Annotated in this window: 23 protein-coding genes and 2 pseudogenes; 15 read left to right on the top strand and 10 right to left on the bottom strand. The window is 47.3% G+C overall.

Features of this window, described 5'->3' with window-relative positions; translation table 11 throughout:
- Positions 1–122: 122 nt before the first annotated feature.
- The 7 genes from Q0600_RS00255 to Q0600_RS00225 all read left to right on the top strand — a co-directional run bounded on the left by Q0600_RS00255 (position 123) and on the right by Q0600_RS00225 (position 7,136).
- Positions 123–2,246, top strand: a complete 2,124-nt coding sequence (locus tag Q0600_RS00255) for a TonB-dependent receptor (RefSeq protein ID WP_298755496.1) — start codon at positions 123–125, stop codon at positions 2,244–2,246.
- Positions 2,240–3,136: an alpha/beta hydrolase-fold protein gene (locus Q0600_RS00250; RefSeq protein ID WP_298755493.1), complete on the top strand. Its 897-nt coding sequence runs from the start codon at positions 2,240–2,242 to the stop codon at positions 3,134–3,136. The genes Q0600_RS00255 and Q0600_RS00250 overlap by 7 nt, the downstream gene beginning before the upstream one ends.
- Positions 3,137–3,305: 169 nt before the next feature.
- A complete protein-coding gene (locus Q0600_RS00245; RefSeq protein ID WP_298755490.1) occupies positions 3,306–3,557 on the top strand; it encodes a hypothetical protein in 252 nt (83 codons plus the stop codon).
- Between the two features lie 199 nt (positions 3,558–3,756).
- Entirely contained in the window at positions 3,757–4,215 is a 459-nt protein-coding gene (locus Q0600_RS00240; protein ID WP_291937916.1) for a CidA/LrgA family protein, read from the top strand.
- Complete coding sequence (locus tag Q0600_RS00235; protein WP_005873245.1) at positions 4,212–4,904, top strand: LrgB family protein; 693 nt, start codon at positions 4,212–4,214, stop codon at positions 4,902–4,904. Before Q0600_RS00240 ends, Q0600_RS00235 begins: the two co-directional genes overlap by 4 nt.
- A gap of 9 nt (positions 4,905–4,913) precedes the next feature.
- Positions 4,914–5,480: a cytidylate kinase-like family protein gene (locus Q0600_RS00230; RefSeq protein ID WP_005873246.1), complete on the top strand. Its 567-nt coding sequence runs from the start codon at positions 4,914–4,916 to the stop codon at positions 5,478–5,480.
- 261 nt (positions 5,481–5,741) lie between these two features.
- A complete protein-coding gene (locus Q0600_RS00225; protein WP_298755486.1) occupies positions 5,742–7,136 on the top strand; it encodes a cytochrome C in 1,395 nt (464 codons plus the stop codon).
- Positions 7,137–7,611: 475 nt separating this feature from the next.
- On the opposite strand, the gene Q0600_RS10525 is transcribed toward Q0600_RS00225, so the two are convergent.
- The 3 genes and pseudogenes from Q0600_RS10525 to Q0600_RS00215 form a co-directional block, all read right to left on the bottom strand.
- Positions 7,612–7,857, bottom strand: coding sequence for an ankyrin repeat domain-containing protein (locus tag Q0600_RS10525; RefSeq protein ID WP_366517525.1), 246 nt, complete (start codon positions 7,855–7,857; stop codon positions 7,612–7,614).
- Between the two features lie 81 nt (positions 7,858–7,938).
- Positions 7,939–8,280: pseudogene (locus tag Q0600_RS10520) on the bottom strand (DUF2314 domain-containing protein); the annotation flags it as partial.
- A gap of 12 nt (positions 8,281–8,292) precedes the next feature.
- Complete coding sequence (locus tag Q0600_RS00215; RefSeq protein ID WP_298755483.1) at positions 8,293–8,463, bottom strand: hypothetical protein; 171 nt, start codon at positions 8,461–8,463, stop codon at positions 8,293–8,295.
- A gap of 198 nt (positions 8,464–8,661) precedes the next feature.
- Between Q0600_RS00215 and Q0600_RS00210 the strand changes: the two genes are divergently transcribed.
- Both Q0600_RS00210 and Q0600_RS00205 read left to right on the top strand, forming a co-directional pair.
- Complete coding sequence (locus Q0600_RS00210; RefSeq protein WP_298755478.1) at positions 8,662–9,720, top strand: hypothetical protein; 1,059 nt, start codon at positions 8,662–8,664, stop codon at positions 9,718–9,720.
- Positions 9,721–10,088: 368 nt separating this feature from the next.
- A complete protein-coding gene (locus tag Q0600_RS00205; RefSeq protein ID WP_298755475.1) occupies positions 10,089–10,853 on the top strand; it encodes a hypothetical protein in 765 nt (254 codons plus the stop codon).
- A 297-nt stretch (positions 10,854–11,150) separates the two neighbouring features.
- Here the strand turns inward: Q0600_RS00205 and folP are convergent, their stop codons facing one another.
- The 5 genes from folP to Q0600_RS00180 are packed head-to-tail and all read right to left on the bottom strand — an operon-like array spanning position 11,151 to position 15,115.
- Positions 11,151–12,293: a dihydropteroate synthase gene (gene folP, locus Q0600_RS00200; RefSeq protein ID WP_298755472.1), complete on the bottom strand. Its 1,143-nt coding sequence runs from the start codon at positions 12,291–12,293 to the stop codon at positions 11,151–11,153.
- Positions 12,290–12,910, bottom strand: coding sequence for a DNA polymerase III subunit delta' (locus Q0600_RS00195; protein WP_298755469.1), 621 nt, complete (start codon positions 12,908–12,910; stop codon positions 12,290–12,292). Before Q0600_RS00195 ends, folP begins: the two co-directional genes overlap by 4 nt.
- On the bottom strand, positions 12,907–13,440 hold the full coding sequence (locus Q0600_RS00190) for a HobA family DNA replication regulator (protein WP_005873254.1): 534 nt from the start codon (positions 13,438–13,440) through the stop codon (positions 12,907–12,909). The genes Q0600_RS00195 and Q0600_RS00190 overlap by 4 nt, the downstream gene beginning before the upstream one ends.
- A complete protein-coding gene (locus Q0600_RS00185) occupies positions 13,440–14,645 on the bottom strand; it encodes an aspartate kinase (protein WP_298042800.1) in 1,206 nt (401 codons plus the stop codon). Before Q0600_RS00185 ends, Q0600_RS00190 begins: the two co-directional genes overlap by 1 nt.
- Positions 14,645–15,115: an RNA pyrophosphohydrolase gene (locus Q0600_RS00180; RefSeq protein WP_298755465.1), complete on the bottom strand. Its 471-nt coding sequence runs from the start codon at positions 15,113–15,115 to the stop codon at positions 14,645–14,647. The genes Q0600_RS00185 and Q0600_RS00180 overlap by 1 nt, the downstream gene beginning before the upstream one ends.
- Before the next feature lie 136 nt (positions 15,116–15,251).
- On the opposite strand from Q0600_RS00180, the gene hemW reads away from it, so the two are divergent.
- From hemW to Q0600_RS00150, 6 genes and pseudogenes are all read left to right on the top strand, one after another.
- A complete protein-coding gene (gene hemW, locus Q0600_RS00175) occupies positions 15,252–16,325 on the top strand; it encodes a radical SAM family heme chaperone HemW (RefSeq protein WP_298755462.1) in 1,074 nt (357 codons plus the stop codon).
- 57 nt (positions 16,326–16,382) lie between these two features.
- A pseudogene (gene tatB / locus Q0600_RS00170) lies at positions 16,383–16,706 on the top strand (Sec-independent protein translocase protein TatB); the annotation flags it as partial.
- Positions 16,707–17,114: 408 nt separating this feature from the next.
- A complete protein-coding gene (gene tatC, locus Q0600_RS00165; protein ID WP_298755459.1) occupies positions 17,115–17,870 on the top strand; it encodes a twin-arginine translocase subunit TatC in 756 nt (251 codons plus the stop codon).
- Position 17,871: 1 nt separating this feature from the next.
- On the top strand, positions 17,872–18,891 hold the full coding sequence (queA, locus tag Q0600_RS00160) for a tRNA preQ1(34) S-adenosylmethionine ribosyltransferase-isomerase QueA (protein WP_298755458.1): 1,020 nt from the start codon (positions 17,872–17,874) through the stop codon (positions 18,889–18,891).
- Positions 18,888–19,925 (top strand): hypothetical protein, encoded by a 1,038-nt coding sequence (locus Q0600_RS00155; RefSeq protein WP_298755456.1) that lies wholly within the window; start codon positions 18,888–18,890, stop codon positions 19,923–19,925. The genes queA and Q0600_RS00155 overlap by 4 nt, the downstream gene beginning before the upstream one ends.
- Positions 19,926–19,964: 39 nt before the next feature.
- The gene (locus tag Q0600_RS00150) at positions 19,965–20,417 is read left to right on the top strand and encodes a hypothetical protein (RefSeq protein ID WP_298755454.1); all 453 of its coding nucleotides are present in this window, start codon (positions 19,965–19,967) and stop codon (positions 20,415–20,417) included.
- Between the two features lie 601 nt (positions 20,418–21,018).
- On the opposite strand, the gene Q0600_RS00145 is transcribed toward Q0600_RS00150, so the two are convergent.
- Positions 21,019–21,516 (bottom strand): hypothetical protein, encoded by a 498-nt coding sequence (locus tag Q0600_RS00145; RefSeq protein ID WP_298755452.1) that lies wholly within the window; start codon positions 21,514–21,516, stop codon positions 21,019–21,021.
- A gap of 102 nt (positions 21,517–21,618) precedes the next feature.
- On the bottom strand, positions 21,619–21,921 hold a 303-nt coding region (locus Q0600_RS00140; RefSeq protein ID WP_298755450.1), incomplete at its 5' end, for a hypothetical protein.

The following is a 21,921-nucleotide window of genomic DNA, read 5'->3' as shown; positions in this document are numbered from 1 at the left end:
TATCGATGGAATGGGGAATTATTAGTCAAATTTAATTCTATAAAAATACTTTAATAATTAATATTAAATTTATCCGCTTTGAGTTATAATCCGCGATTAAATTTCAAAATAGAGGAACAAAAATGCAAAAAGATATGTATTTTAAAAAGGCGAAATTTATCGCATTATCTATATGCGCGAGCGTTTCGATTTTATGCGGCATGGAAGGCTCGCGTCTAAGCAGTGACGCAAATAGCACGAATCTTGGCGAGATCGTAGTAAGCGCGAGCGGCTTTCGCCAAGATATCAGGCAGGCGCCGGCCTCCATCTCCACCTTGGATAATAAAGAGATATCAAGCGGCAGATTCACTTCGCTGCACGATATCGCGAATAAAATGCCTGGCGTCAGCGTTATCGCAGGCGACGACGGCCCGGCAAGCGGGATATCCATCAGAGGAATGGAAAGTTCTCAAACCCTTGTGCTTATCGACGGCAAACGCGTAAGTTCCGCGGCGGCGAACCCAAAAGGCGGAGCGGGCGATATGAACTCGAATTTTATCCCGTCCGCAGGAGCGATAGAGCGTATCGAGGTGATTAGGGGGCCGATGAGCTCGCTTTACGGAAGCGATGCGGTAGGCGGCGTGATAAATATCATTACGAAAAAGAATTTTTCTAAATTTAGCGGAAGCGCCGCTATATCTACAACTATCCAAGATCACGAGGGTATCGGAAATGGTAAGATGGGCGAAGCCTACGTCAATATTCCCTTCGGGCAGTATGCGGCGCTTCAGCTGTGGGGATATAAAAAGCTGCGCGATGAGGACGGCTATAAGGGAGGCTATCAGAAGAGTGATAAATCGGATTCTAACGCTAAACTTTGGCTAACGCCGGATGAAAATAATAAATTTTACTTTCAAACCGGAAGACAAAATCATGATTATTCAAGGACTCTTGGTAAAACCGCCGTTTATCCCAACGCGCGTGGATTAAATCACTATAAATATAAAAGAGAAAATCGCGGCGTCGGATATTTGGGTGAGTTTGAAAGCTTAAGTGCTGATATAAGTTATTTTTGGGATAAGACTCGCCGTACGAGCATTTTTGATAGCCTTTCTCCCGCAATCGTAAAAAATAGAAATTTTAATTCCAAATTTACGACTTATCTCGGTATAAATACGCTTACCTTCGGCTATGATTTTAGCAAACAGGATGTGCGAACGACTTTTATCGTTTCAAACGCGAGCAGGCAAAATTTACGCTCTCCGCAGCGATTTTCTATGAACGAGCATGCGGGATTTTTAGAGGACGAGATTGAAATTTTGGAAAATACGCTATTTTTAACGCTCGGCGGCAGGCTCACGCACAACGAATACTTCGGCAACCACTTTTCACCCAGAGCCTACGCGACGTTTAATATAGGCGATACTTGGACGATCAAAGGCGGCGTCGCAACTGGCTATAAAACTCCCGATGTCAATCAAATTTCGCCGGAAGTAGGCACGATTCAGGGCGGCTGGAGGATTATAGATTTCGGTAACAAGGATTTAAAGCCCGAGAAAAGCACGACCTACGAGATCGGGCTTTATTACGACAATGCAGACGACCTGCGCGGCAATATCACGCTATTTAAAAACGACTTCAAAGATAAAATTTTAGATACCGATGGCAGCAATATCAATAGGATTCCCGCTTACGGAGGCTGCGCCGGCGCGCCGAGCGTTAATTGCCCGGGTTGGGGAACGTATTTTAATATAGAAGGAGCCGAGGTTTACGGCGTTGAGCTGAGTGGCGATTACGATATTACTAAGAGGCTAAATTTCAAGGCAAACTACACCTATAGCCACTCCGAGATCGAAACCGGGGATCCTACGATCTATACGCCAAACGGCGCCGTTAAATTTAGCCAAACCAATCTTAGTAGGCTAGATGGCAAATCCCTGACCGCTACTCCGAAACATGCCACACATGCGACGCTTAGCTATAGGCCGATCGCTCCGCTTTCTACCTTTATCGGTCTTAATTACGAAAGCGAGCTTACAAGCGTACAATTCGGTCCGGGCAATAGAGTCAGCAAAAACGACAAAAAGCTTTTTACTACGGATTTGGGCGCACAATACGATTTAAACGATAATCTGAGCCTAAATTTAACCGCTTATAATATCTTTGATAACGTCCGATACGACGAGGGTCTCGCAGACGACGGCAATTACTATTGGTACCCCGAGGAAGGCAGGAGGTTTTGGTTTAAGGTAAACGCTAAATGGTAAGCCCAAAGAACTTCCTTGTGATATTCGACGCACTCTTTTTAGTATGCTTATTCGCTTGCGATCTGAGGGCAAAACCGCCGCAAAAGATTGAGCAGGCAAGTGGAGCTGCGTACGAAATGTTTAATGTGAGCGATTTTATTCTAAAAAGCAAGAGCGGCGAAAAATATAAAATTTTTATAGCTCGCCGAAAAAATGTCGCTCGCTACGATAGGGTAGTTTTTATGGTTGATGCGAACGCACAAGTTGCTATGCTTTTAAACTCTTATGCGAAAATTTATGCGAATGGCGCAAAGCAAAACGCAAAAGCGGTGCCGAAATTAAGCAAAACCGTCCTTATAGTAGGCATCGGATACGACAGCCCGCTAGCGTATGATACTAAGCGTCGCACGAGAGATTTAACGCCCGCGGCGAGCGGCGAAGAATATGCAAACGGCGGCGGCGCGGGAGAATTTTACGATTTCGTAAAAGATGAACTATTTCCGCTCGTGGAGAAAAAATACTCTACGGCAAAAAGCGATAAAATTTACTTCGGACATTCTTTTGGCGGGCTATTCGGGATTTATGCTTTGCTGCGCGACGATGGGATTTTCGACGAGTTTTTTATCGCCTCACCTTCGTTGTGGTGGGGCGAATCACAGCTGATCAGAGATGCCCTAGACGAGGGAAAGCTTAGATCAAATTTAAAAGCGAAATTCATAATGCTCGTTGCCGGCTCGCGTGAAATGCGTAAAGGGAAAACCGATAAAGCGGGAATTTTAAAAGTAGCCGATCTAGCTGAAATTTTAAAAACAAAGGGGCTTTCTTGCGAGTTTAAGCTCTACGAAGGCGCTTCGCACGGCGAAGTAATCTCATTGGCTTTGCAAGATTTAGCGCTATTTACGCAAAGATAATCTTCTATTTAGCCGGTAAAGCCTTAATCTAAACCCGGCTCGTTTATATTTGCAAGCGCAAGACCGAGCGACGCAGGCTCGCTGATCGCGCCGAAACGCGCCACTAGATTTAAGAAATTAAATTTTAAAGCTCTTTTGGCTAGTATCGCACAAATTTAAAGGATGGAAAATGCAAAATTTCAAATGGCAAATTTCAAAGCGGCTCAAGCAGGCGATGCGCGAGCGAGATATCGATAATCTCACGCTCGTGCGCCGCACGGACGAGCTGTATTCGCGCTCGCACCCGGGCCACGACGAGGATATGCGTGCCGAAGTTTACACGGTTTTGGACGAATACGCGCCCAACGTCGATATCGAAATTTTCGATCTCGTCTGCAAGGTTCTAGACGTCAAAATCGAGCTAGGCGAGACGCTTGATTGAGTAGTCGTAGCCGAATTTTATCCGTGCCGCAAGGCTAAATTTAGCGCTATAATAAATCGCAAAATTCTACCTACAGCCTAGCTACAGAGCTTGCTTAAGTAAATTTTGCCGCAAAATTTCGCCCAAACCTAGCAAGATTAATATCTATTTTAACTGCAAAGTGCTAAATTTAGCCCTAAATTTTAATCCGAGGTAAGCTTTGAACTACTTAATCCAATTTAGTGTGATTTTAGGAATATCTTTTGTTGCGGAGATTTTGGCGGCGCTCGTGCCTGTGCCGATCCCCGCTAGCATCTATGGGCTAGTCATTATGCTTTTAGCCCTGATCTTCAAACTCATCAAAGTATCGCAGATTAGAGAAACCGTGTCGTTTTTTATGCAGATTATGCCGGTGATCTTTATCCCGGCGGGCGCTGCGATCATCATCGCAGGCGACGCGCTACGCCAACATCTTTTCGCAATCATCGCGATTACGGCAGTCTCTACGGTAGTAGTCATCGGTGCAAGTGGCGCGGTAACGCAAATTTTTTATAAAATTGCCCTCGCCCGCGTTAAGCGCAGGCTTTACGAAGCCGCGCACGAACAAGACGGCGTGAATACAAAGGGCGTGGATGCGAAGCTGGAGCGCGAAATTTTATCCGGAGACGACAAAAAATGAGAGAAATTTTAATGAACTCCGCTTTTTTCGGCGTATTTTTGTGCCTAGGCTCGTTTGAGCTGGGACTTTATCTAAAAAAGCGCTTTAAGCTAACTATTTTCAACCCGCTTCTAATCGGTATCGTGCTTACCGTCTGCGTGCTTTTACTCTTTAAAATTCCATACGAGAAATTTAACGCGAGCGCCTCACACATTAGCTTTTTCTTAACACCGATTACCGTCTGTCTAGCTGTGCCGCTATACGAGCAGCTGGCGCTTTTGCGAAGTAATTTTTTAGCTATTTTTGCAGGACTGATTTCGGGTATGATCGCAGGGCTAGGCAGCATCTACGCGATGTCGGTGATATTTGGGCTAAATCACACAATGTATGTCACGCTACTACCGAAATCCGTCACAGCGCCGATCGGTATGGGTATCAGCGAAAGCTTAGGCGGCATCGTGACACTAACGGTGGCCTGCATCATCGCTACGGGCATCATCGGTAGCGTATTTGGCGAGGCACTACTTAAAATTTTTGGCATCAAAAAGGCGATGGCAAAAGGTATCGCCCTAGGCTGCGCGAGCCACGCGATGGGAACGGCACGCGCTCTTGAGATCGGTGACGTAGAGGGCGCGATGGCGTCTTTAGCGATGGCGGTTACGGGGCTTCTTACCGTCATCGGCGCCGGTATATTTGCACATTTCATCTAAGGAGAAAATATGATAATCTCGATCGCTAGACAAACGGGCGCAGGCGGGCGCGAAACCGCGCGCAAACTAGCCGAGCGCTTAGGCTACACCTATCTAGCCAAGGCGGATCTGCTCCGCAAAGCAGACGAGCTTGGCTGCTTCGAGCAGATGTATGAGTTCTACAACGAAATGCCCGTAAATACGCTACTTCAGGCAATATCGCACAACGAGCTAGCCAATGAGCAAAAGCGCGATCGCATCGTAGCAATCTACGAAAAGATCGTCTCGGGCGGCAACGTTATAGTGCTTGGGCGCTGCGCCGGGTTTTTCTTGCGCGGACATCCGGATCTGCTGACGGTATTTTTACGCGCGAGCGATGAGTTTAAGCTCGCTAGATTGGAAAAAGAGGGTCACACCGACGCGCGAGAGTATATGGAAAATAGCGACGCAGGCAGGATGAGCTTTCATCAATACTATACCAACCAAGTCTGGGGCGCGTCCGCAAACTACAATATCTGCATCGACACATCGTATTGCGGCATCGATAATGCGGTAAATATCATCGAGTATCTAGTCAAACATCACATTGAAAAGTGATTTGTGCCCAAGTGCACAAAAGTGGAATTTGTCTTTTCAAAGATGAATTCCACTTGATCTCGCAAACCCACCCTACTTCTATTGTAATTTAAAATTCACATCTCTTTCAGCTTGAATTCCATTTGTAAATAACGCATTTTAGGTGTATTATAAAGCCTCTCGTTCAATGCGACATAAATTCTAAACCGCGCTTGATCGCCACAAAACAGTAAAATTTAGCTAAAATTTGACGAAATTTAAATCCAAATTTAAGGAGATAAAATGCAAAGCAAAGCCCATCTATGCCCAAAATGCGGCGAAAACACGATCTACTTCGACGGTATCTGCCACTCGTGCAGCCAAAGACAGAGGCGGGAGGAGATTTTAAACTTAAGCGCGGACGAAGTGGAGGCGATGATCCTAAAAATCGCAGACCGCATCGATGAGATCGAAAAATGGGAGGAGATTTGTAACGATTTTTGGGCGTTTTTTAGCCTGCTGGATATCCACGATCCAAGGATAGCGCGAGCTGCGGCAGCGAAGCATATCTACTATCCGCCCGAGCTCTACTTTGGCGCGCCCAAGGACGTGAGAGACGCGCTCGTCCACAAGCTCGCCTCGCTGCAGGACAATGCCAAAAACACCCTAAACGACCTACTGTGCGCGCTTGCGTGGCAGGGTGACGAGCAGACGACGCAGCTTTTTTACGAACTGTATCAAAACCCGAGGCCGTGGCGCCAAAAGCTCTACGCAGGCACTGAAATTTACGCGCAAATCGGCGGTTGGAGCTTTGATCAGAGGGGTGAGCGAAAATCGCTCGTTTTTGATAAGTGCCTCGCGGTAGTGCGCGCGAGAGACAGCGCGGAGAAAAACGGCGGCTGCGCGATCGGGCGCGGAGATGAAAGCGCGAGTAAAATTTCAAATTTCAAAGGCGGCGCGGGCAGCGCAAATTCCGAACAAAACACGCAAAAAGACGTAGACGAAATTTCAAATTTACACGCGGGCGCGCAGAGTTCTCGCACGGGCATGGACGAAGACGCGAGCTTGCGGAACGAGCGCGCGAATTTCAAATCAGACGCGCAAAAAGACGCTAGTAGCGGTTTAAATTTAAGCGAAAATGCAAAGGATGCCCGCTGCGAAGGCGCAAACCAAAACGCGGATGAGCCCGTACGTATCGGCAGGCCTACGGGGCAAAAGTGCGAGTTTTGCGGCTGCGAGATGCTCGATATGCTGCGTCTTAAGGCCGACGAGCCGCGGCTTGCGTTTTTAAATTTAAAGCACGATGCGATCTTTCGCTGCTGCCCGACCTGCGTCGGCTCGGTCGTTTACTTTTGCAAGAGAGGCGCAGACGGCGAGATAGAGCTAAGCTATAAGGGCGAAGGATTTACGGAGAGTTATTTTTCGCAAGAGGACATGGCGCGACTGTGCGATATGAAATTTAAGCTAGGCGGCGAGGTTTCGCCATTTTACGGCTGCTTTGGCGAGCTTGATACGACTGTGGGAGGCTATCCGCAGTGGGTGCAGGACGCCGAGTATCTAGCCTGCCCTAGCTGTGGCGGGACAATGAAGCATCTAGCGCAGATCCCATTCGGCGAGCTGGTGCAGGGCGAGGGCGTCATATACGTGCAGATCTGCGAGAAGTGCGAGGTTTTGGGCGGCTGCTTTCAGTGCACGTGAGGGTAGGCTTTTAAAATTTGCATCCCATGCTTACGAAAAAATAGACCTTATGCTTTTTAAATTTTAATCAAAGCGGAGTTTATGGGGCTATTTGGCCTTGGTAAAAAGAATAGGCGTAGTCAAATTTATAAGCCATAAAATTTAGCCTCGCCGGCGTTTCGCGCCATAACCAAATTCGGCTAATGAAATTTTATCAAAGTAGCTCGCACTATAACCAAATATATAAATCTAGCGAGCCTAAATTTTAAAAGTTTCAAATTTTAAATAAGCCTGCCGTGCTATATCGGACGTATTCGGCGGCAAACGGATTTACAAGCGGCGAAATTTAAACAATGCCCGCAACGGTATCCGGCATATCTAGCGATAGTAAAATTTTCATCTTGCATGCAGCCAAATTCGGCAGCATGGGCTAAATTTTAATTTACAAGCCGTGAAATTTAGTCCGCACGCATAACTTTTACTAATCAAGCATAATCTACCTACTAAGCGCCTCCGCGACATGATCCCAGCCGAGCGCTCTAGCATAATCAAGCGCGGTTTTGCCGTGGATATTTTTAGCGTTTTTATCCGCACCCTTAGCAAGCAAAAGCTCGAGCCTCGTGCGGTTGCCCGCGATCGCCTCGTGGTGCAGCATCGTGTGGCCCTCATCGTCCGTGCGCGTGATCTCGTCCGGATACCCGCGCAAAAACTCCTCGAAATTTTTCTTCGTATTGACGCTCATCGGGTGCTCGGTTAAATTTTGCGGATGTTCCTGCTGTTCGTACGCCACCAGCACGACGTCAGGATCGCCGAAATTTAACCCCCACGCCTCGTCGTGCTCGGCGTGCTCGCTCTGGCTCATAGCTTTGCGCATCGCCTGCACGCTAAAGCCGCCGTAGGTCTTGCCCTCTATCGCAAACATCCAGTCGCTGATCTGCTCTAGCGGCACCGCGACTTCGTCGCCGTTTTTGACGTTGCTTAGCACGTTCGGGTCGTTTACGAGCACGCCGCAAACGCGCTCGCCGTCAAAATACACGTCGTTTACCCACATATGCTCGACCTCGGTGCTGCCGTTTAGCTCCTGCGAAAAGGCGATCTTGACACAGGCAAAGCTAAGCGCGGGGACGATGCGGAGGCGCTCCCAGTACAGCTCGCGCCAGAAGTAGCGAAAGCTCTTTCACGCCTGTTCGAATGCCTTTAGCATCGCTTCATCTTCACCGTCCGCGTAAAACACGGGCTCGCTCTCTTTTGCGCCTTTTGCCGCAGCGTTTTCATCCTGCGCGCCTTTGCTATCGCTATCTTTCGAGCTCGCGTCATCGCCGCCGAATGGTTTTTTAAATAGTCCCATTTGCCCTCCTTAAATTTAGTTGAGATTCGTATTGTATTTTAAATTTACTTTCATTTGCCTGATTAAAATGGTGGGCAAAATTTCACCACGCGAGCCATATAGCGGAGCGCAGAAGAGCAGGGCGGTTTTGCAGCTCGCGTTCCGCGCCCGCGCAAAAATTAGCTATAATTGCGTTTAAATTTAATTAAAGGAGAGATTATGGGGCTATTCGGTTTGGGCAAAAAAGCTGAAAAGGCGCAAATTCCAAGCACTTTTGCCGGCAGAGTGGATAAATTTTGGACGGAATTTAGCGGCGTGATAGATGAGATCAAGGCCGATTTGGCAGCGAAGGAGTTTGAAAAGGCGATGCGAAAGACCGACGAGAAGCTTCGTATTTGCCTTGCCGAGCCCTATTTTATGACGGGGCTCGTGGGCGATAAGCTCGATCTGGTGCTAACTCCGGAGGGTATGAGGCACCGATTATTTTGGCTAAGCTTTATCAAAAACGCTATGCCTAGGCAGCTCGAATCCAAAATGCGCTGCACGCTTGGAAAGCCGCGTGCGCCGCGAGGTATCGGCGGACTTGAGATGTACGATACGCGCGTGAACGCCGAGGAATCGATGATCTACGCGCAGTTTAACGAAAGCGACGTGGATATTAAAATTTACAACGAAAACCTAGCGGCTCTACTCGCGCAGGACGAGGGTAAAGCCTATAATCTTAGCTTTATCCTGCTTGACAATATGATCGGCGAAACGGCGATCATAAATACGCTAGGCGAGCTTGAGGTACTGGCCCAGCCCAAAGAAAACGGCGTGCCGCTAAGCGAATTTGCCGATCTGGTCGATGAGAAATTCGGCGAAAAAGCCGCGCGCGAACCGCTAAAGAATTTTTTCAGCTACGAGATGGAGCCGCGCGGTAGCGAGGTGCGCGAGGACGTTATCGTGGGCACCACCTGCCTAACGGCCATCGTAAATCAGTACCTAAACGGCGAGCGCGACGTCTATAATGAAGCCTTTGAACTTGGCATTAAATTTTGCTTTCTTAGCATTGATAACGGCGACGACGTGCAGGCGGGCTTTGATCTGCGAAACAAGATCGAGGACGAAGAGCTGGAAGGCTGCGGCTCGTTTCTGGAGATAATCGGCGGCGCAACCGGGCAGAAGCGCGCATACATCGATCTCATCTGCTACGACGAGGAAAAGCTGAAAGAAAAAGTAAGCGAGCTTTGCAAAAAATATGGCGCAAATATACAAATCCACGACTTTAAGCGGTAGCGACTTTGGTTTTTACCGCTACTAAAATTTGCGACTTAAGCGGTAGCGGCCTCTGTTTTTGCGGCAGATAAATTTGAAATTTTGCGCCATTGCGGAAAATAAATTTTAAAATTCTACGTCGCCGCGTAAAATAAATTTAAAATTTGCCGCGCCGCACGCTTTTTGTGCGATTTTGCCGCTCCATTGGCATGCGGTAAAATTGAGCGAGCCGTGGGCTTACGATATAAATTTTGGCGATTTAGCAGTAAATTTTAGTAAAATTTGCGAGGTTCGCAGCGCAAATTTGCAGCGATAAAATTTTGCGTTGGCTTCGGCGCAAAGCGCGCCGATTAGAAAGCTTTTGAAAGATAAAATTTTAGGGAACGAACATGAAAATTATCTCGAAATTTAAAGATAATTACGATTTTATGGTGTCAAAATACGGGCTTGACGAGACTTTGGTCTATGACCGCAGAAACTCTACTCCAGTCAGTGCGGACGAGCTATGGAGGCTTGACGAAGGCGATAAAAAGGTCTTTGAAAGGAAGCTTAGCGGGTACCGCTTTATCGGCGGTAAATTTATAAACTGGAGTAAAACGGACGTAAATAAGCTGCCGCGCCTGCTTCACTCCGCAATTTTCATCGGCAAAAATTTAGTCCATATTTTCGCCTCTCAGGGTAAAATTTATACAAGCCTAGAGTTTGACGAGACGGAGTTAAGAAGGCAGTATCAGAAGGACAGAACTTTGAGCTTTAGCGATGGATTTCGCGTCCATATCGTCTCGTGGCTAAGCAAGATGATCGGCAAGCAGGCTACGCGCGAGGAGATTCTGCAGCTCGTGGCGCTAGAGGGCGACCGCAAAACGACGCTAAAAAATATTGTTCGTGACGATAAAATTATAAGCAAAGATGAAATTTTGAGCGCCCCAATCGTATTTTTTAAGCTCACACAGAACATTCACACCGCGGCGATAAATCCACAGCTTGGCGCGATGAGGTTTTATCTGGACGCCGATTTCGTCTGGCAAAGCTTAGTCGAGTTTTTATCCGCCAAAAAGGACGCCTCTGCTCCGGCAGGCACGATACCAAATGATATAAAAATTGCCAGCAAGGGCTTTGACGTAAAGCGCTCATTTCGCCCAAAAATGAAATAATTCGGTTCATGCGGCAAATAATCCGTACAATCGTCGCTAGAATTTATCCCTCTTTACTTCGCTGTTTTGACGCACCTCATAAATCGAGCGAAATTTTATAAATTTTTATAAGTTTCGACGAGCAAGCGCACGAAAGCTTAGGCACAAAATAAAATGTGGATAAAATTCCGCAAAAGTTCTTTCGCAAAATTTTAAAAGAATTAAAATATTTCCTTGAGGAATTTTAGAATTCCGCATAAGGCAAATTTACAAAAATCTCGTTAAAAATATAGAATTTCGTGAAAATTCCGCAAAATTCTAAAATTTTACCGCAGCGGCGTCCATCGCGCGCATTAGCCGCAGCATTTGAATGTGTTCGAAAACGTCGTGCGTGCGGATGATCGCGGCGCCGTTTAAAGCGGCGATCTGATGCAGATACAGCGAGCCTGCGAGCCTGTCCGCGACCGCAGAGGGGCTGTAAAAATCGATAACGCTCTTTCTGCTCGCGCCCACGAGCAGCGGGCAGCCGAAGTGCAAAAAATGCTGCAAATTTTTAATCAGTACCAAATTTTGCTCGGCGGTCTTGCCAAAGCCGATGCCCACGTCAAGGATGATCTTTTTAAGCCCCTCGCTTCGCAGCTGCTGCAAATTTTGCGCAAAAAACTCATCTATCTCGCCCATCAGATCGTCGTATTTTGGTGCAAGCTGCATATTTTGCGGCTTTCCTTGCATGTGCATCAGCACGTAAGCGGCGTCATAGCGAAGCGCAAGCGGGGCAAGAGCGAGATTTGCGCTGATGTCATTAATGATACTAAAGCCCCGATCTAGCGCAAATTCCAAACAATACTCATCGAAGCTATCGAGGCTAAATTTAGCCTTTTCGTGCAGACGCAGGCGGTAAATTTCGCTCACGATGTCCTTTATGCGCGCAAACTCCTCATCCCTACCGCAGTACTGGCTGCCCGGGCGCGAGCTTACGCCGCCGATGTCGATAATGGCGGCGCCTTGCTCGATCATATTTTCGATCTTACAGATCGCCTCTTTTAGGTTTGCCGCGCGGCTTGCGGGGTTGAAGCTATCGGAGTTGATATTGACGACGCCCATTATTTCGCAGCTTTGCGGCTTAGCAAATTTCTTGCCTAGAAATTTCGCGAGCTCTTTTAGCCCGAAATCCTGCAGCGCTTCTTTTTGCGCTAAAGCTTCGATCTGGCGGTCGTTTGCGATCAAAACCGCGTCCGTATCATTGCGCCCCAGGATCACCCCTTCATTGCACGCAAGCTCGGCACCGATGCTAAGGGCGTCTTGTTTTAAAATATTCGCCGCTGGCGCTCGCAGGTCTTTTAGATAGAAAAAGTTTAGACGCGATTTTTTCTGCATTATCGCTCGTCCCGCATTTCGCACGCCGATACGCTCGCAAATCAGCGCGAAATCGACTTCGTTTGAAATTTTATAAATTTTCATCTTTTCTCCTCGATCATCAACAGCAGCGGAGTAAGCACGGCATGGGCTTTGGCGTTGTGCTCGGCAAGATAACTCAAGCGGTCAATCCGCTGCAGCTCATCGCCGCTTAGCCTAACGCCTGCTTCGAAGCACTCTAGCGCGATCTCGCCGATGAGTGCTTTTAGCGCCGTTTTATCCAGCTCGCCCTTACGCTCCAGCGCAATCTGCGCGTCGATAAACTCCACCGCTTCCTTTAGGCTGAGCCTGGTTAAATTTAACCCGGTGCGGTATCTGGGCTTTCGCACGCAGAGATTTTGCACCACGAGGCGCGAGCGGATGGTGGGCAGCAGGGCGTTGATGAAGGGGGTGATCAGGAAAAACACCGTATTTTTAGGCGGCTCCTCTAAAATTTTAAGCAGAGCGTTTTGCGCCTCCTCGCCGAATTTCGTAGCGGCGATGACGATAATCTTATCCTCGCGCTCGGCGACGTAGGCTTCGTCGATGATCTTTCGCGCCTCGTCGATCTTGAGTTCGGTGCTTTCGAAAAACCTTAAATTTTTGCGCGGAATTTCGGCTAAAATTTTATCTTTAAAGCCCTCATAATCGTTCGTTAAAACGATCTGATTTATGATTTTCAAAGCACCACTTCGTCAAAAAGCACGGCGTCGATGCTTTTGTCTAAAATTTTAAAAAGCTGGATAAGTTTGAGATCCAAGCTCGGATCGCTCTCGCTCATGTAGAAGCTGTTTTGCAGCCTCTCGTCGATGAGCCACAGATAGCTGTCCTCGTGGCTTTTGGCGATTTTGGCTAGCGGATGGTTGCCGTTGCCGATGTAAAAATATATAAAGCCGTTGGCAAACGCAAGGCTTAACATATCGTTTAGCAGCAGCGCGTCCTCTAGGCTATTTACGCCGCCGCGATAAAGCGAACGCAGCGAAAAAAACGGCAGCAGCGGGCGTGAGTTGGTCGAGGAGTTGATCTTTTTGATGATGTATTCGCTAAACCAGCTTCGCTCATCATCGCAGATGACGATGAAAGCAAAGCCGTCGTGGAGGAATTTTAGCTTTGATGCTAAAAGCGGCGTCCAGTCCTCCTTGCGATCCTCGAGCCACTCAAGTCCGGGCTCGGAGCGCATCGCCGTGACGCTCCAAGTATGCAGATCCTGCATTATTTATCCAAATCGTAGGCTTTATGCAGCGCGCGCACGGCGAGCTCGCCGTATTTGGCCTCTACGATCATCGAAATTTTAATCTCGCTCGTGGAGATCATCTGAATATTTATCCCTTCGTCCGCGAGCGTCTTAAACGCCTTGCTGGCTATACCGCTGTGGCTTTTCATACCTACGCCCACTAAAGAAACCTTTACGATATCGGCGTCGGATTCGATGATGGAATTCGGATTTGGATTTACCTCTTTCATTACCCTATAGGCCGTCTCTAGCTCGTTTTGCGGCACGGTAAAGCCCAAATTCGTCTCGCCGTTTCGTCCGATATTTTGCACGATCATATCGACGTTGATCTCCTTGCCCGCAAGCGCGGAGAAAATTTCAGCCGCGACGCCGGGGCGATCCTCTACGTTTCTAATCGTAATTCTTGCTTGATTTTTATCCAGTGCAATGCCGCTAATTACCGCATCTTCCATCTTTTCTTCTCCTGTTATGAGTGTTCCTTCATGATCGTTAAAACTGCTTCGCGTCACCAAATTTACGTTTAATTTTTTCGCAAGCTCAACGCTTCGATTTTGCAAAACCTTCGCCCCCAAGCTCGCAAGCTCAAGCATCTCGTCGTAGCTGATGCGATCAAGCTTCTTAGCTTTTGGCTCGATGCGCGGATCGGTCGTATATACGCCGTCTACATCGGTGTAAATTTCGCACAGATCGGCATTCAGCGCTCCTGCGACGGCGACTGCGCTAAGATCGCTTCCGCCTCGCCCGAGCGTAGTTACTTCGCCTGCGGTGCTGATGCCCTGAAAGCCTGCGACGACGACGATTTTGCCCTGCTTTAGCGCCTCTTGCATACTTTTTGGATCGATAGAGACGATGCGAGCTTTGGTGTGAAAATTATCCGTCACGATGCCCGCACCACGCCCGCTAAATGCGATCGCAGCATAGCCCTTGGCATTTAGCGCGATAGCTAAAAGTGCGCTCGTGACGCGCTCGCCCGAGCTTAGCAGCACATCCATCTCTCTGCCTACGGGAGTTTTAGTAAAAAATTCCGCCTGCTCGATGAGCTGATTAGTAACGCCGCTCATCGCAGAGACGATTACCGCGACATCGTGTCCTTCGTTTTTAGTCTTTATCACGCGCTGCGCGACCGCCTCGATCCGCTCTAGCGTACCGACGCTCGTACCGCCGTATTTTTGAACGATCAGCATTAAATGTAACCCTCCTCCTTAAAATATTTTAAAACCGTCGCGTAAATCGGCTTTTTGAAGTGATTTACGTGCCTTAAAACCTCATTCGCGCTTACGAATTTAAATGCGTCGAACTCCGGAAGTTTGGTATTGATGTTTATATCGGCTAAGCTTCGCAATCTCACCAAAAAATACCTTTGAATTTGCCCGTCGTATGGGCGCATCTTTTGAGCTACCCCATCGGGAAAGTCGTAGCTAAGCCACTTCGGGCACTCAGCGATGATATCGACTTTGCTTGTTCCGATCTCCTCACCTAGCTCTCTGCGGATCGCCATCTTAGGCGTCTCACCATCGTCGATACCACCTTGAGGAAACTGCCAAGCGCCTTTGATGTCGCTTCGTTGCGCGATTAAAATTTCGCAATTAAACGGATACGAGGGCGAAAGTACGATTGCAGCGACATTCGGTCTGTAATTTTTCTCTTTTTCCATCTCGTTTTCTCACAAAAAATTTCTCAAAATTTTACCTAAAAATATTAAAATTTGCGTTAAGAGGCTTAAAATTTATATAAATTTTCAAATTAATTCGCTAAATTTTGCGACGTAAATTTAGCCCATAGGACCGCCCTTGCACATCTACATCCACGTGCCGTTTTGCGCCTCCAAATGCCCGTATTGCGCCTTTGGCTCCTTCAGCGATAAGTTTAGCCTCGCAAAAAGCTACTTTCGCGCGCTAGAGCTTGAGGTACGCGACTTTTTGACGAAAAATCCGCACGCGCAAATTTCGACGCTTTTTATCGGCGGAGGTACGCCAAGTGCCGTGGATGCGGGGCTTTACGATGAAATTTTTGCGCTGCTTGCGCCGCATTTTACTGCCAAAGCCGAAATTAGCTCGGAAGCTAATCCAAACTCCGCTAGCCCCGCTTGGCTTAGGGCGATGCGAAAGCTCGGCGTAAATCGCATCAGCTTCGGCGCACAAAGCTTCAACGACGCCAAGCTAAAGTTCCTCGGTCGCGCGCACAGTGCGGCGCAGATTTTTCTGGCGGTGCAAAATGCCAAAGCGGCGGGCTTTGATAACATAAACTTAGACCTAATCTATGCGAGCAAATTTGACGATAAAAGGAATTTGAAATTTGAAATGGCCGAGCTTGCGCGCTGCGAAGTGCCGCATCTAAGCGCCTATGCACTGAGCCTTGAGGAAAACACGCCCTTTTTCGGGCGCGAAAGCTTTAAAAAGGAAAGCGCGGCTCTAGCTAAATTTCTCTTTGCTTTGGCAGCTGATAGCGGCTTTAATCAGTATGAAATTTCAAATTTTGCCGCGCGCGGACTGCGCTGTAAGCACAATCTAGCTTACTGGCGCGGCGAGGATTACGCTGGGTTTGGGGCATTTGCGGTCGGAACTAGCGGGCAGGTGCGCCTTAGCTCGCCTACGAATTTACAAAGTTATATTGCAGATCCGCTGCAAAAACAGCGCGAAGTTCTAAGCGCGCAGGATAAAAAGCTCGAGCGCATATTTCTTGGGCTGCGCTGCGTTTTGGGATTTGAGGCGCAAATTTTAGACGCTGCGGAGCTAAGCAACGCGCGGCTGCTCGTGCGCGAAAAAAAGCTGAAATTTGCCGAGGGCAAATTTTATAATCCCAACTTTTTGCTCGCCGACGAGATTGCGCTTTTTATCACGCAAGAAAGCCGTAATGGGCGCTAAATTTAAGATTAATGAAATTTTAGTTAAAATACGCCACTTTTTACGTTAGGAAATTTTATGTTTGGTATCAGTATGCCTGAAATTACGGTCATTTTAATCATCGCGATAATCGTGCTGGGGCCCGAAAAGCTTCCAAAAGTGCTGGTCGAGCTTGCGAAATACTTCAAAGTCATCAAAAAAACCATCAACGACGCAAAATCTAGCTTCGATCAGGAGCTTCGCATCGCCGAGCTCAAAGAGGATGCCAAAAAATATAAAGAGAGTATCACGCGAGCAAGCGAGGGCGTGCGCAAAAAGCTCACGTTTGAGGAGCTCGACGAGATCAAAGGCGGTATCGACTCGGTCAAAGAGACGCTAAATGAGGGGCTAAAAGACGCGGAAAGCTCGCTTAAAGAAACGCTTAGCTCGGACGCCGCCAAAGACGCGTTAAACTCTGCGGAAGTCTCGGCGCAAAAACAGAGCGAGACGGCAAATTTAAAAGCAAATTCGAGCGGAGAAAATTCCGCGCAAAGCTCTGCCCGCGCCGCAAACTCTACGCAAGGCTCCGCCGGCAGCGCAACAAATTCCGGCGCTGAAAGCAAAAGCGCGAATTCGAGTGCCGAAAACAAAGGCGAAAATTCTATGCCGAGCGCAAGCGGCGGCGCGGAAAATTCTGCACAAAATACAAATGCGAATGGCGAAGCGAAAAGCGGTACGCAAAATGCAAATTTAAACGGCGATGCGCAAAATTCTATGCAAAATTCCGCGCAAAATAACGATACGCAAAAATCATAATGAGAGAGAAATTTAATGTTTGAAGAGCTAAAACCCCATCTAGCCGAGCTTCGCAAGCGTCTGGTTATCTCCGTGCTTTCCGTCATCGTCCTTTTCGTCGTTTGCTTCGGCTTTTGGGAGCAGATCCTAGGTCTCATGACGCGCCCGCTAGTGCGCGTACTTCCCAAAGGCAGCGAGATCATCTTTACCCAGCTTGGCGAGACCTTTTTTACTGCGATGAAGGTGTCGTTTTTCACCTCGTTACTTCTAGCAATGCCGATAATTTTCTGGCAGGTGTGGCTTTTCGTAGCGCCTGGGCTTTACGACAACGAGAAAAAATACGTCATCCCTTTCGTTAGCGGCGCGAGCATTATGTTCTTTTTAGGCGCGGCGTTTTGCTATTTTTTCGTAATCCCCGTCGCATTTAATTTCTTGGTAAATTTTGGCGCCAAGCAATTTACTGCGATGCCTACGATCGGCGAATATGTAGGCTTTTTCGCTAAGCTCGTCGTCGCATTCGGCATCAGCTTCGAGCTTCCGGTGGTGACCTTTTTTCTCGCCAAGATCGGGCTTGTGACAAACAAAAGCCTGAGCGATTTTTTCCGCTACGCAATCGTTATTATTTTCATCTTTGCAGCGGTCATGACGCCGCCAGACGTGCTTAGTCAGTTTATGCTCGCAACTCCGCTAATTGCGCTTTATCTGCTTTCAATCTTCATCGCCAAAATGATAAATCCGTATAAGCAGGAGGATGACGAAAGCGAAAATTCCACGGACGTAGCGCAGGCGTGAGATGGCGGATCTAAATTTAGTTGGCAGCTACGATTACGAGCTTCCTAGCGAGCTCATCGCAAGCGCTCCCGTCATGCCCAAACAAAGCGCGCGCCTACTGATCTACGACCGCGCCAAGGAGCAGATCACGCACGCGCACTTCGGCGATCTGGCGGACGCCCTGCCGCCCTGCGATATTATTTTCAACGACACGCGAGTGATTAAGGCGCGCCTATTCGGTCACAAAAATAGCGGCGGCAAGATCGAGCTTCTGCTAAACTCGCCGCTTGAGGGCAATAAATTTAGTGCCTATATTCGCGGCAGCGTCAAAGTAGGCAGCGAATTAAAATTTCAAAGCGGTCTTAATGCGCGCGTTTGTGAGCTTATGGAAGGTGGGCTTCGCATCGTGCAGTTTGAGCGCGGCGGCGAAGCTTTAAACACCCATGATGTTTTTGAAATTTGCGAACGTATCGGCCACGTGCCGCTGCCGCCGTATATCAAGCGCGCCGATACGAAGGAGGATGCGAGCTGGTACCAAAGCATATTCGCGCGCGAGCAAGGCGCCGTCGCTGCACCCACCGCGAGCCTTCATTTTAACGATGCGATGCTAAACGACCTGCGCAAAAACCACGAAATTTATTTTATCACGCTACACGTAGGCGCGGGCACCTTCAAGCCCGTGGAAGTAGCGGATCTGCGCGATCACAAGATGCACGGCGAGCTCTACTCCATCCCGCCGCAGACCGCGCAAATTTTAAAAAGCGAGCGAAAAATTTTAGGCGTGGGCACGACCGTTACGCGAACGATCGAAAATTTTGCGCGCAACGGGCAAAGCAGCGGGATCTGCGAGCTGTTTTTGCACCCGGGCAATCCGCCGATAAGACAGAATTTTTTGCTTACGAACTTTCACCTGCCCAAATCCACGCTGATAATGCTCGTAGCGAGCTTCATCGGCCTTGAGCGCACGCTTGAGCTCTACCGCATCGCAGTGGAGCAAAGATACCGCTTCTACTCCTACGGCGACGGGATGCTGCTGCTATGAAGGTCGTGATTTTAGGCGCTCTGGCGTTATTGGCTGCGACGACAGGCTTTGCGGCAAGAAAACTTTTTGCTAAAAAGCCCGCCGTAAGCGGCAAAATTTTCTCCGCTGCGCCTAAAGCCAAAGAAAGCGATTCCGTCGTGCCTAGACGCGAGGATATCGCGCAGATCGATATTTTAAAAATTTTAAAATTTCAAAGCGAAATTTTATTTGAGGAGTGCACGAAATACGACAGTACGCTATATCTTAGTTTCCCACCACAGCTGCCGCGTATCTACGGCGGCGAGGTGCTAAATCTCACTAGCGCGGTCTTTGACGCGTGCGAGTTTTTCCTGCAAAATATCGCTGAACCAATCCGCGTAAGCGTGGAATTTAGCAGTAAGGAACTTAGAGCGAATATGAGCTCTATCAAGCTCGATGTTCGCGTAGGCATCGATCGCGAGCTAAAGGATCCGCGCACCTATGCGCTTAAAAGTGCACTAGAAAGCGCTGCTAGCACGGATGATGAGTATCTTACTTCGGCGCAGACCCATTTGCGTGCACTCGGTTCGCATCCGAGTATTGGAGCCGACGGGCGCGGAACCTTTATCAAAATGGATGCAGTACTTAGCTGCTTCGCGCAGCAAAGTTTTAGCGCCAAAAAATACGACTACAACGTCATAATCACGCATAAAAACCGCGCGATCTTCGAGGAGCTGCGAGATTTTTTGAGCGGGCTTGGTTGTGACGTGATGCCAAACTCCAACTGGGAGAGCGCGAAGAGACATCTTGGCGACTTCATCTACGTAGCCGACGTCGTCATCCTCGACGCCGAGATCCTGCGCGCCAATATAAGCGAAATAAACTACCTCAACGCGCTGGAAAAAGATGGGGTATTTTTTATATTTTTGCTCAAAAACAAACACTCGCTAAAGGTGCTGGAGGGGCTAAGCTTTAAATTTTTCAAACTCGAGATGCCATATTTCTACGACGAGTTTTACGCCACGCTCGACATCATCGAAAAGATCAAAAACGATGAGAATTTCTTGGGGCTGTAACGAACAGGTAGCGATAAATTTAAAACCTAAGAGATTGAAGTGCTATATTTTGACTTAGATTGGATTAGGGGCAATATAAAAGATAGCGAATATGCTTTAAGAGAGCGGCGGTACGAGGCGTATTTAGCAGGGCTGCATAAAAATATGCATACGCTAGAAAGAATTTTTGCGGGCATAAGCTTCAACGATGCGCTATTGCTACCCAAAAAGCAAATTAATGAAAAATTGCATTTGAAATTTTACATCGGAGATTTGCAAAATGGATATTATGAACTAAAATGCGTTATGAGCTCGGATCAAAGATGCGACGCGGCGCCCGGCGAAATAATAACGAGCGAGATATTTTACGAAAATGGCAATTACCGCTTCTCTTTCATCCTTGCCTGTCTGAAGGAATACGCCGTTAATTTTTCCAGGATAGATAGCCTTAAATTTAACGCGATTTCGCAAAGAAAATATAGCCGCGAGTTTAAGAAATTGAAACTTTCATAGTAAATCCAAACCTCGGTTTTTACGTATAGAATTTCATCCACTAAAGATTGCCGCCTCAGTATTTATCTCATTTACAATCCAAAATTTAAAACGCTAGCGAGCTAGGTTTTAAGAGGTATGATTTTGATTTAGGCACGAGCTTTCTGACAAACGATGTGAGCTTCGGAGGTATAAAAATTTTAGTTTTTCGTGACTTAGAATGTGTCGCGTACTTCAGGTCAAAGCGTAGCGATGTGAGATAAAATTTTGCTCGCTCGAGTGCTGAGGCATTATGCTTTTAGAAAAGACACAAAGTAACGTAAATTTAGCTGTGCCTTGTAGCTGAAATCCATTAAATTTAAGCCAGAATCATTCGGCGACAGTGTCATTCGCCAAACCCTCTAAGGCAAAATCTCTAAATTTAAGTTCTGGACGTCATATGCAAGCAGATTTCCTTCTGCCCTTAAAGCATTCAAATCATATTAAAATTTGAACTTCCAAACGAACCTAAAGAAATTTTGACAATCACTACGTTGCATTTAAAAGCGCGCTCGATAAGAGATATAAAAAAACTAGCAAATTTTAAAATTTAGCCAGGCAAACTTTGCTCGCGATTTAAATTTTATCTTCTGCCCTCTTTTTTAGCCCTGACCGCCTCATAAAGTTCGTCGATCGAGGTTGCAGACGAGCCCGAATATTTCTGCGCCGCTTGCATGGTCTTTTTGCCCCATTTACCATCAATCATCACACCGTAGCCGCTAAACATCAAACTACGTTGGATATAATAGACTTTATCTTGCTGCGTCATATTTTGTTGCTTCTGCACTTCGCGCTCAGCATCCTTTGCCTGCTCTCTCTCATAAACGGCATCAGCCGCTAAATACCCCAGAGTCAAACTTACCGCAAGAGACGCAATTATCATAAATCTATTATTCGTATTGCATATAATAATTACATATAATAACCAGGTCGCGATACAAAATACTATATATCCTGCGGCAAAAGCAATAGTGGCATTAAAAGCGCTGAAAATAACCATAGCGGCAGCGATTAAAATCACTACCGCAAGCCCTTCAAGTGAAGTAGCTGCCGCAATAATGAGACCCAATAAAAAGTCCATAAGCAACCTTTAAAAATTTAAATAGCGAGACTTTCTGATTATAAATTCAATCGGAGAGTTTTAGAATTTAACCGCCGATTGGGCGATGAAAAATATGCAAGATTATTCGACATGTTTCATAGTCCTATGAAATTCCGGGCTATGATCTCTTGCTAGCGCAAAAGAATATAAAACCAAAATCGTACCGATAGAGATGAGAAAAACATCTTGAATTATAAAACCAACTCTTATAAGGACACGTATTCCAAAAACAAGACATACCACGCCTATTAAAAATTTCAAGAACCATGCTCTACTATAAGAGATTTCCGCCTGACATCCACTGCATACGATTGCGCCGTATTTGATATCGTCTTTGCCACAAAATGGACACATTAAATGATCCGGATGTTCATTCTCTGCCAT

The organism is uncultured Campylobacter sp., from assembly GCF_938041645.1.
GTDB lineage: Bacteria > Campylobacterota > Campylobacteria > Campylobacterales > Campylobacteraceae > Campylobacter_B.
This window is presented reverse-complemented; position numbering and strand designations above follow the sequence as displayed.

Bases quoted from the DNA above. Each gene is read 5' to 3' on its own strand.
- Q0600_RS00255 (WP_298755496.1), top strand. From the start codon at position 123: ATGCAAAAAGATATGTATTTTAAAAAGGCGAAATTTATCGCATTATCT.
- Q0600_RS00230 (WP_005873246.1), top strand. From the start codon at position 4,914: ATGATAATCTCGATCGCTAGACAAACGGGCGCAGGCGGGCGCGAAACC.
- Q0600_RS00205 (WP_298755475.1), top strand. From the start codon at position 10,089: ATGAAAATTATCTCGAAATTTAAAGATAATTACGATTTTATGGTGTCA.
- Q0600_RS00225 (WP_298755486.1), top strand. From the start codon at position 5,742: ATGCAAAGCAAAGCCCATCTATGCCCAAAATGCGGCGAAAACACGATC.
- Q0600_RS10525 (WP_366517525.1), bottom strand. From the start codon at position 7,857: ATGAGCGTCAATACGAAGAAAAATTTCGAGGAGTTTTTGCGCGGGTAT.
- queA (WP_298755458.1), top strand. From the start codon at position 17,872: ATGGCGGATCTAAATTTAGTTGGCAGCTACGATTACGAGCTTCCTAGC.
- tatC (WP_298755459.1), top strand. From the start codon at position 17,115: ATGTTTGAAGAGCTAAAACCCCATCTAGCCGAGCTTCGCAAGCGTCTG.
- Q0600_RS00235 (WP_005873245.1), top strand. From the start codon at position 4,212: ATGAGAGAAATTTTAATGAACTCCGCTTTTTTCGGCGTATTTTTGTGC.
- Q0600_RS00250 (WP_298755493.1), top strand. From the start codon at position 2,240: ATGGTAAGCCCAAAGAACTTCCTTGTGATATTCGACGCACTCTTTTTA.
- Q0600_RS00210 (WP_298755478.1), top strand. From the start codon at position 8,662: ATGGGGCTATTCGGTTTGGGCAAAAAAGCTGAAAAGGCGCAAATTCCA.
- Q0600_RS00190 (WP_005873254.1), bottom strand. From the start codon at position 13,440: ATGCAGGATCTGCATACTTGGAGCGTCACGGCGATGCGCTCCGAGCCC.
- Q0600_RS00215 (WP_298755483.1), bottom strand. From the start codon at position 8,463: ATGGGACTATTTAAAAAACCATTCGGCGGCGATGACGCGAGCTCGAAA.
- folP (WP_298755472.1), bottom strand. From the start codon at position 12,293: ATGAAAATTTATAAAATTTCAAACGAAGTCGATTTCGCGCTGATTTGC.
- Q0600_RS00185 (WP_298042800.1), bottom strand. From the start codon at position 14,645: ATGCTGATCGTTCAAAAATACGGCGGTACGAGCGTCGGTACGCTAGAG.
- Q0600_RS00155 (WP_298755456.1), top strand. From the start codon at position 18,888: ATGAAGGTCGTGATTTTAGGCGCTCTGGCGTTATTGGCTGCGACGACA.
- Q0600_RS00180 (WP_298755465.1), bottom strand. From the start codon at position 15,115: ATGGAAAAAGAGAAAAATTACAGACCGAATGTCGCTGCAATCGTACTT.
- Q0600_RS00145 (WP_298755452.1), bottom strand. From the start codon at position 21,516: ATGGACTTTTTATTGGGTCTCATTATTGCGGCAGCTACTTCACTTGAA.
- Q0600_RS00245 (WP_298755490.1), top strand. From the start codon at position 3,306: ATGCAAAATTTCAAATGGCAAATTTCAAAGCGGCTCAAGCAGGCGATG.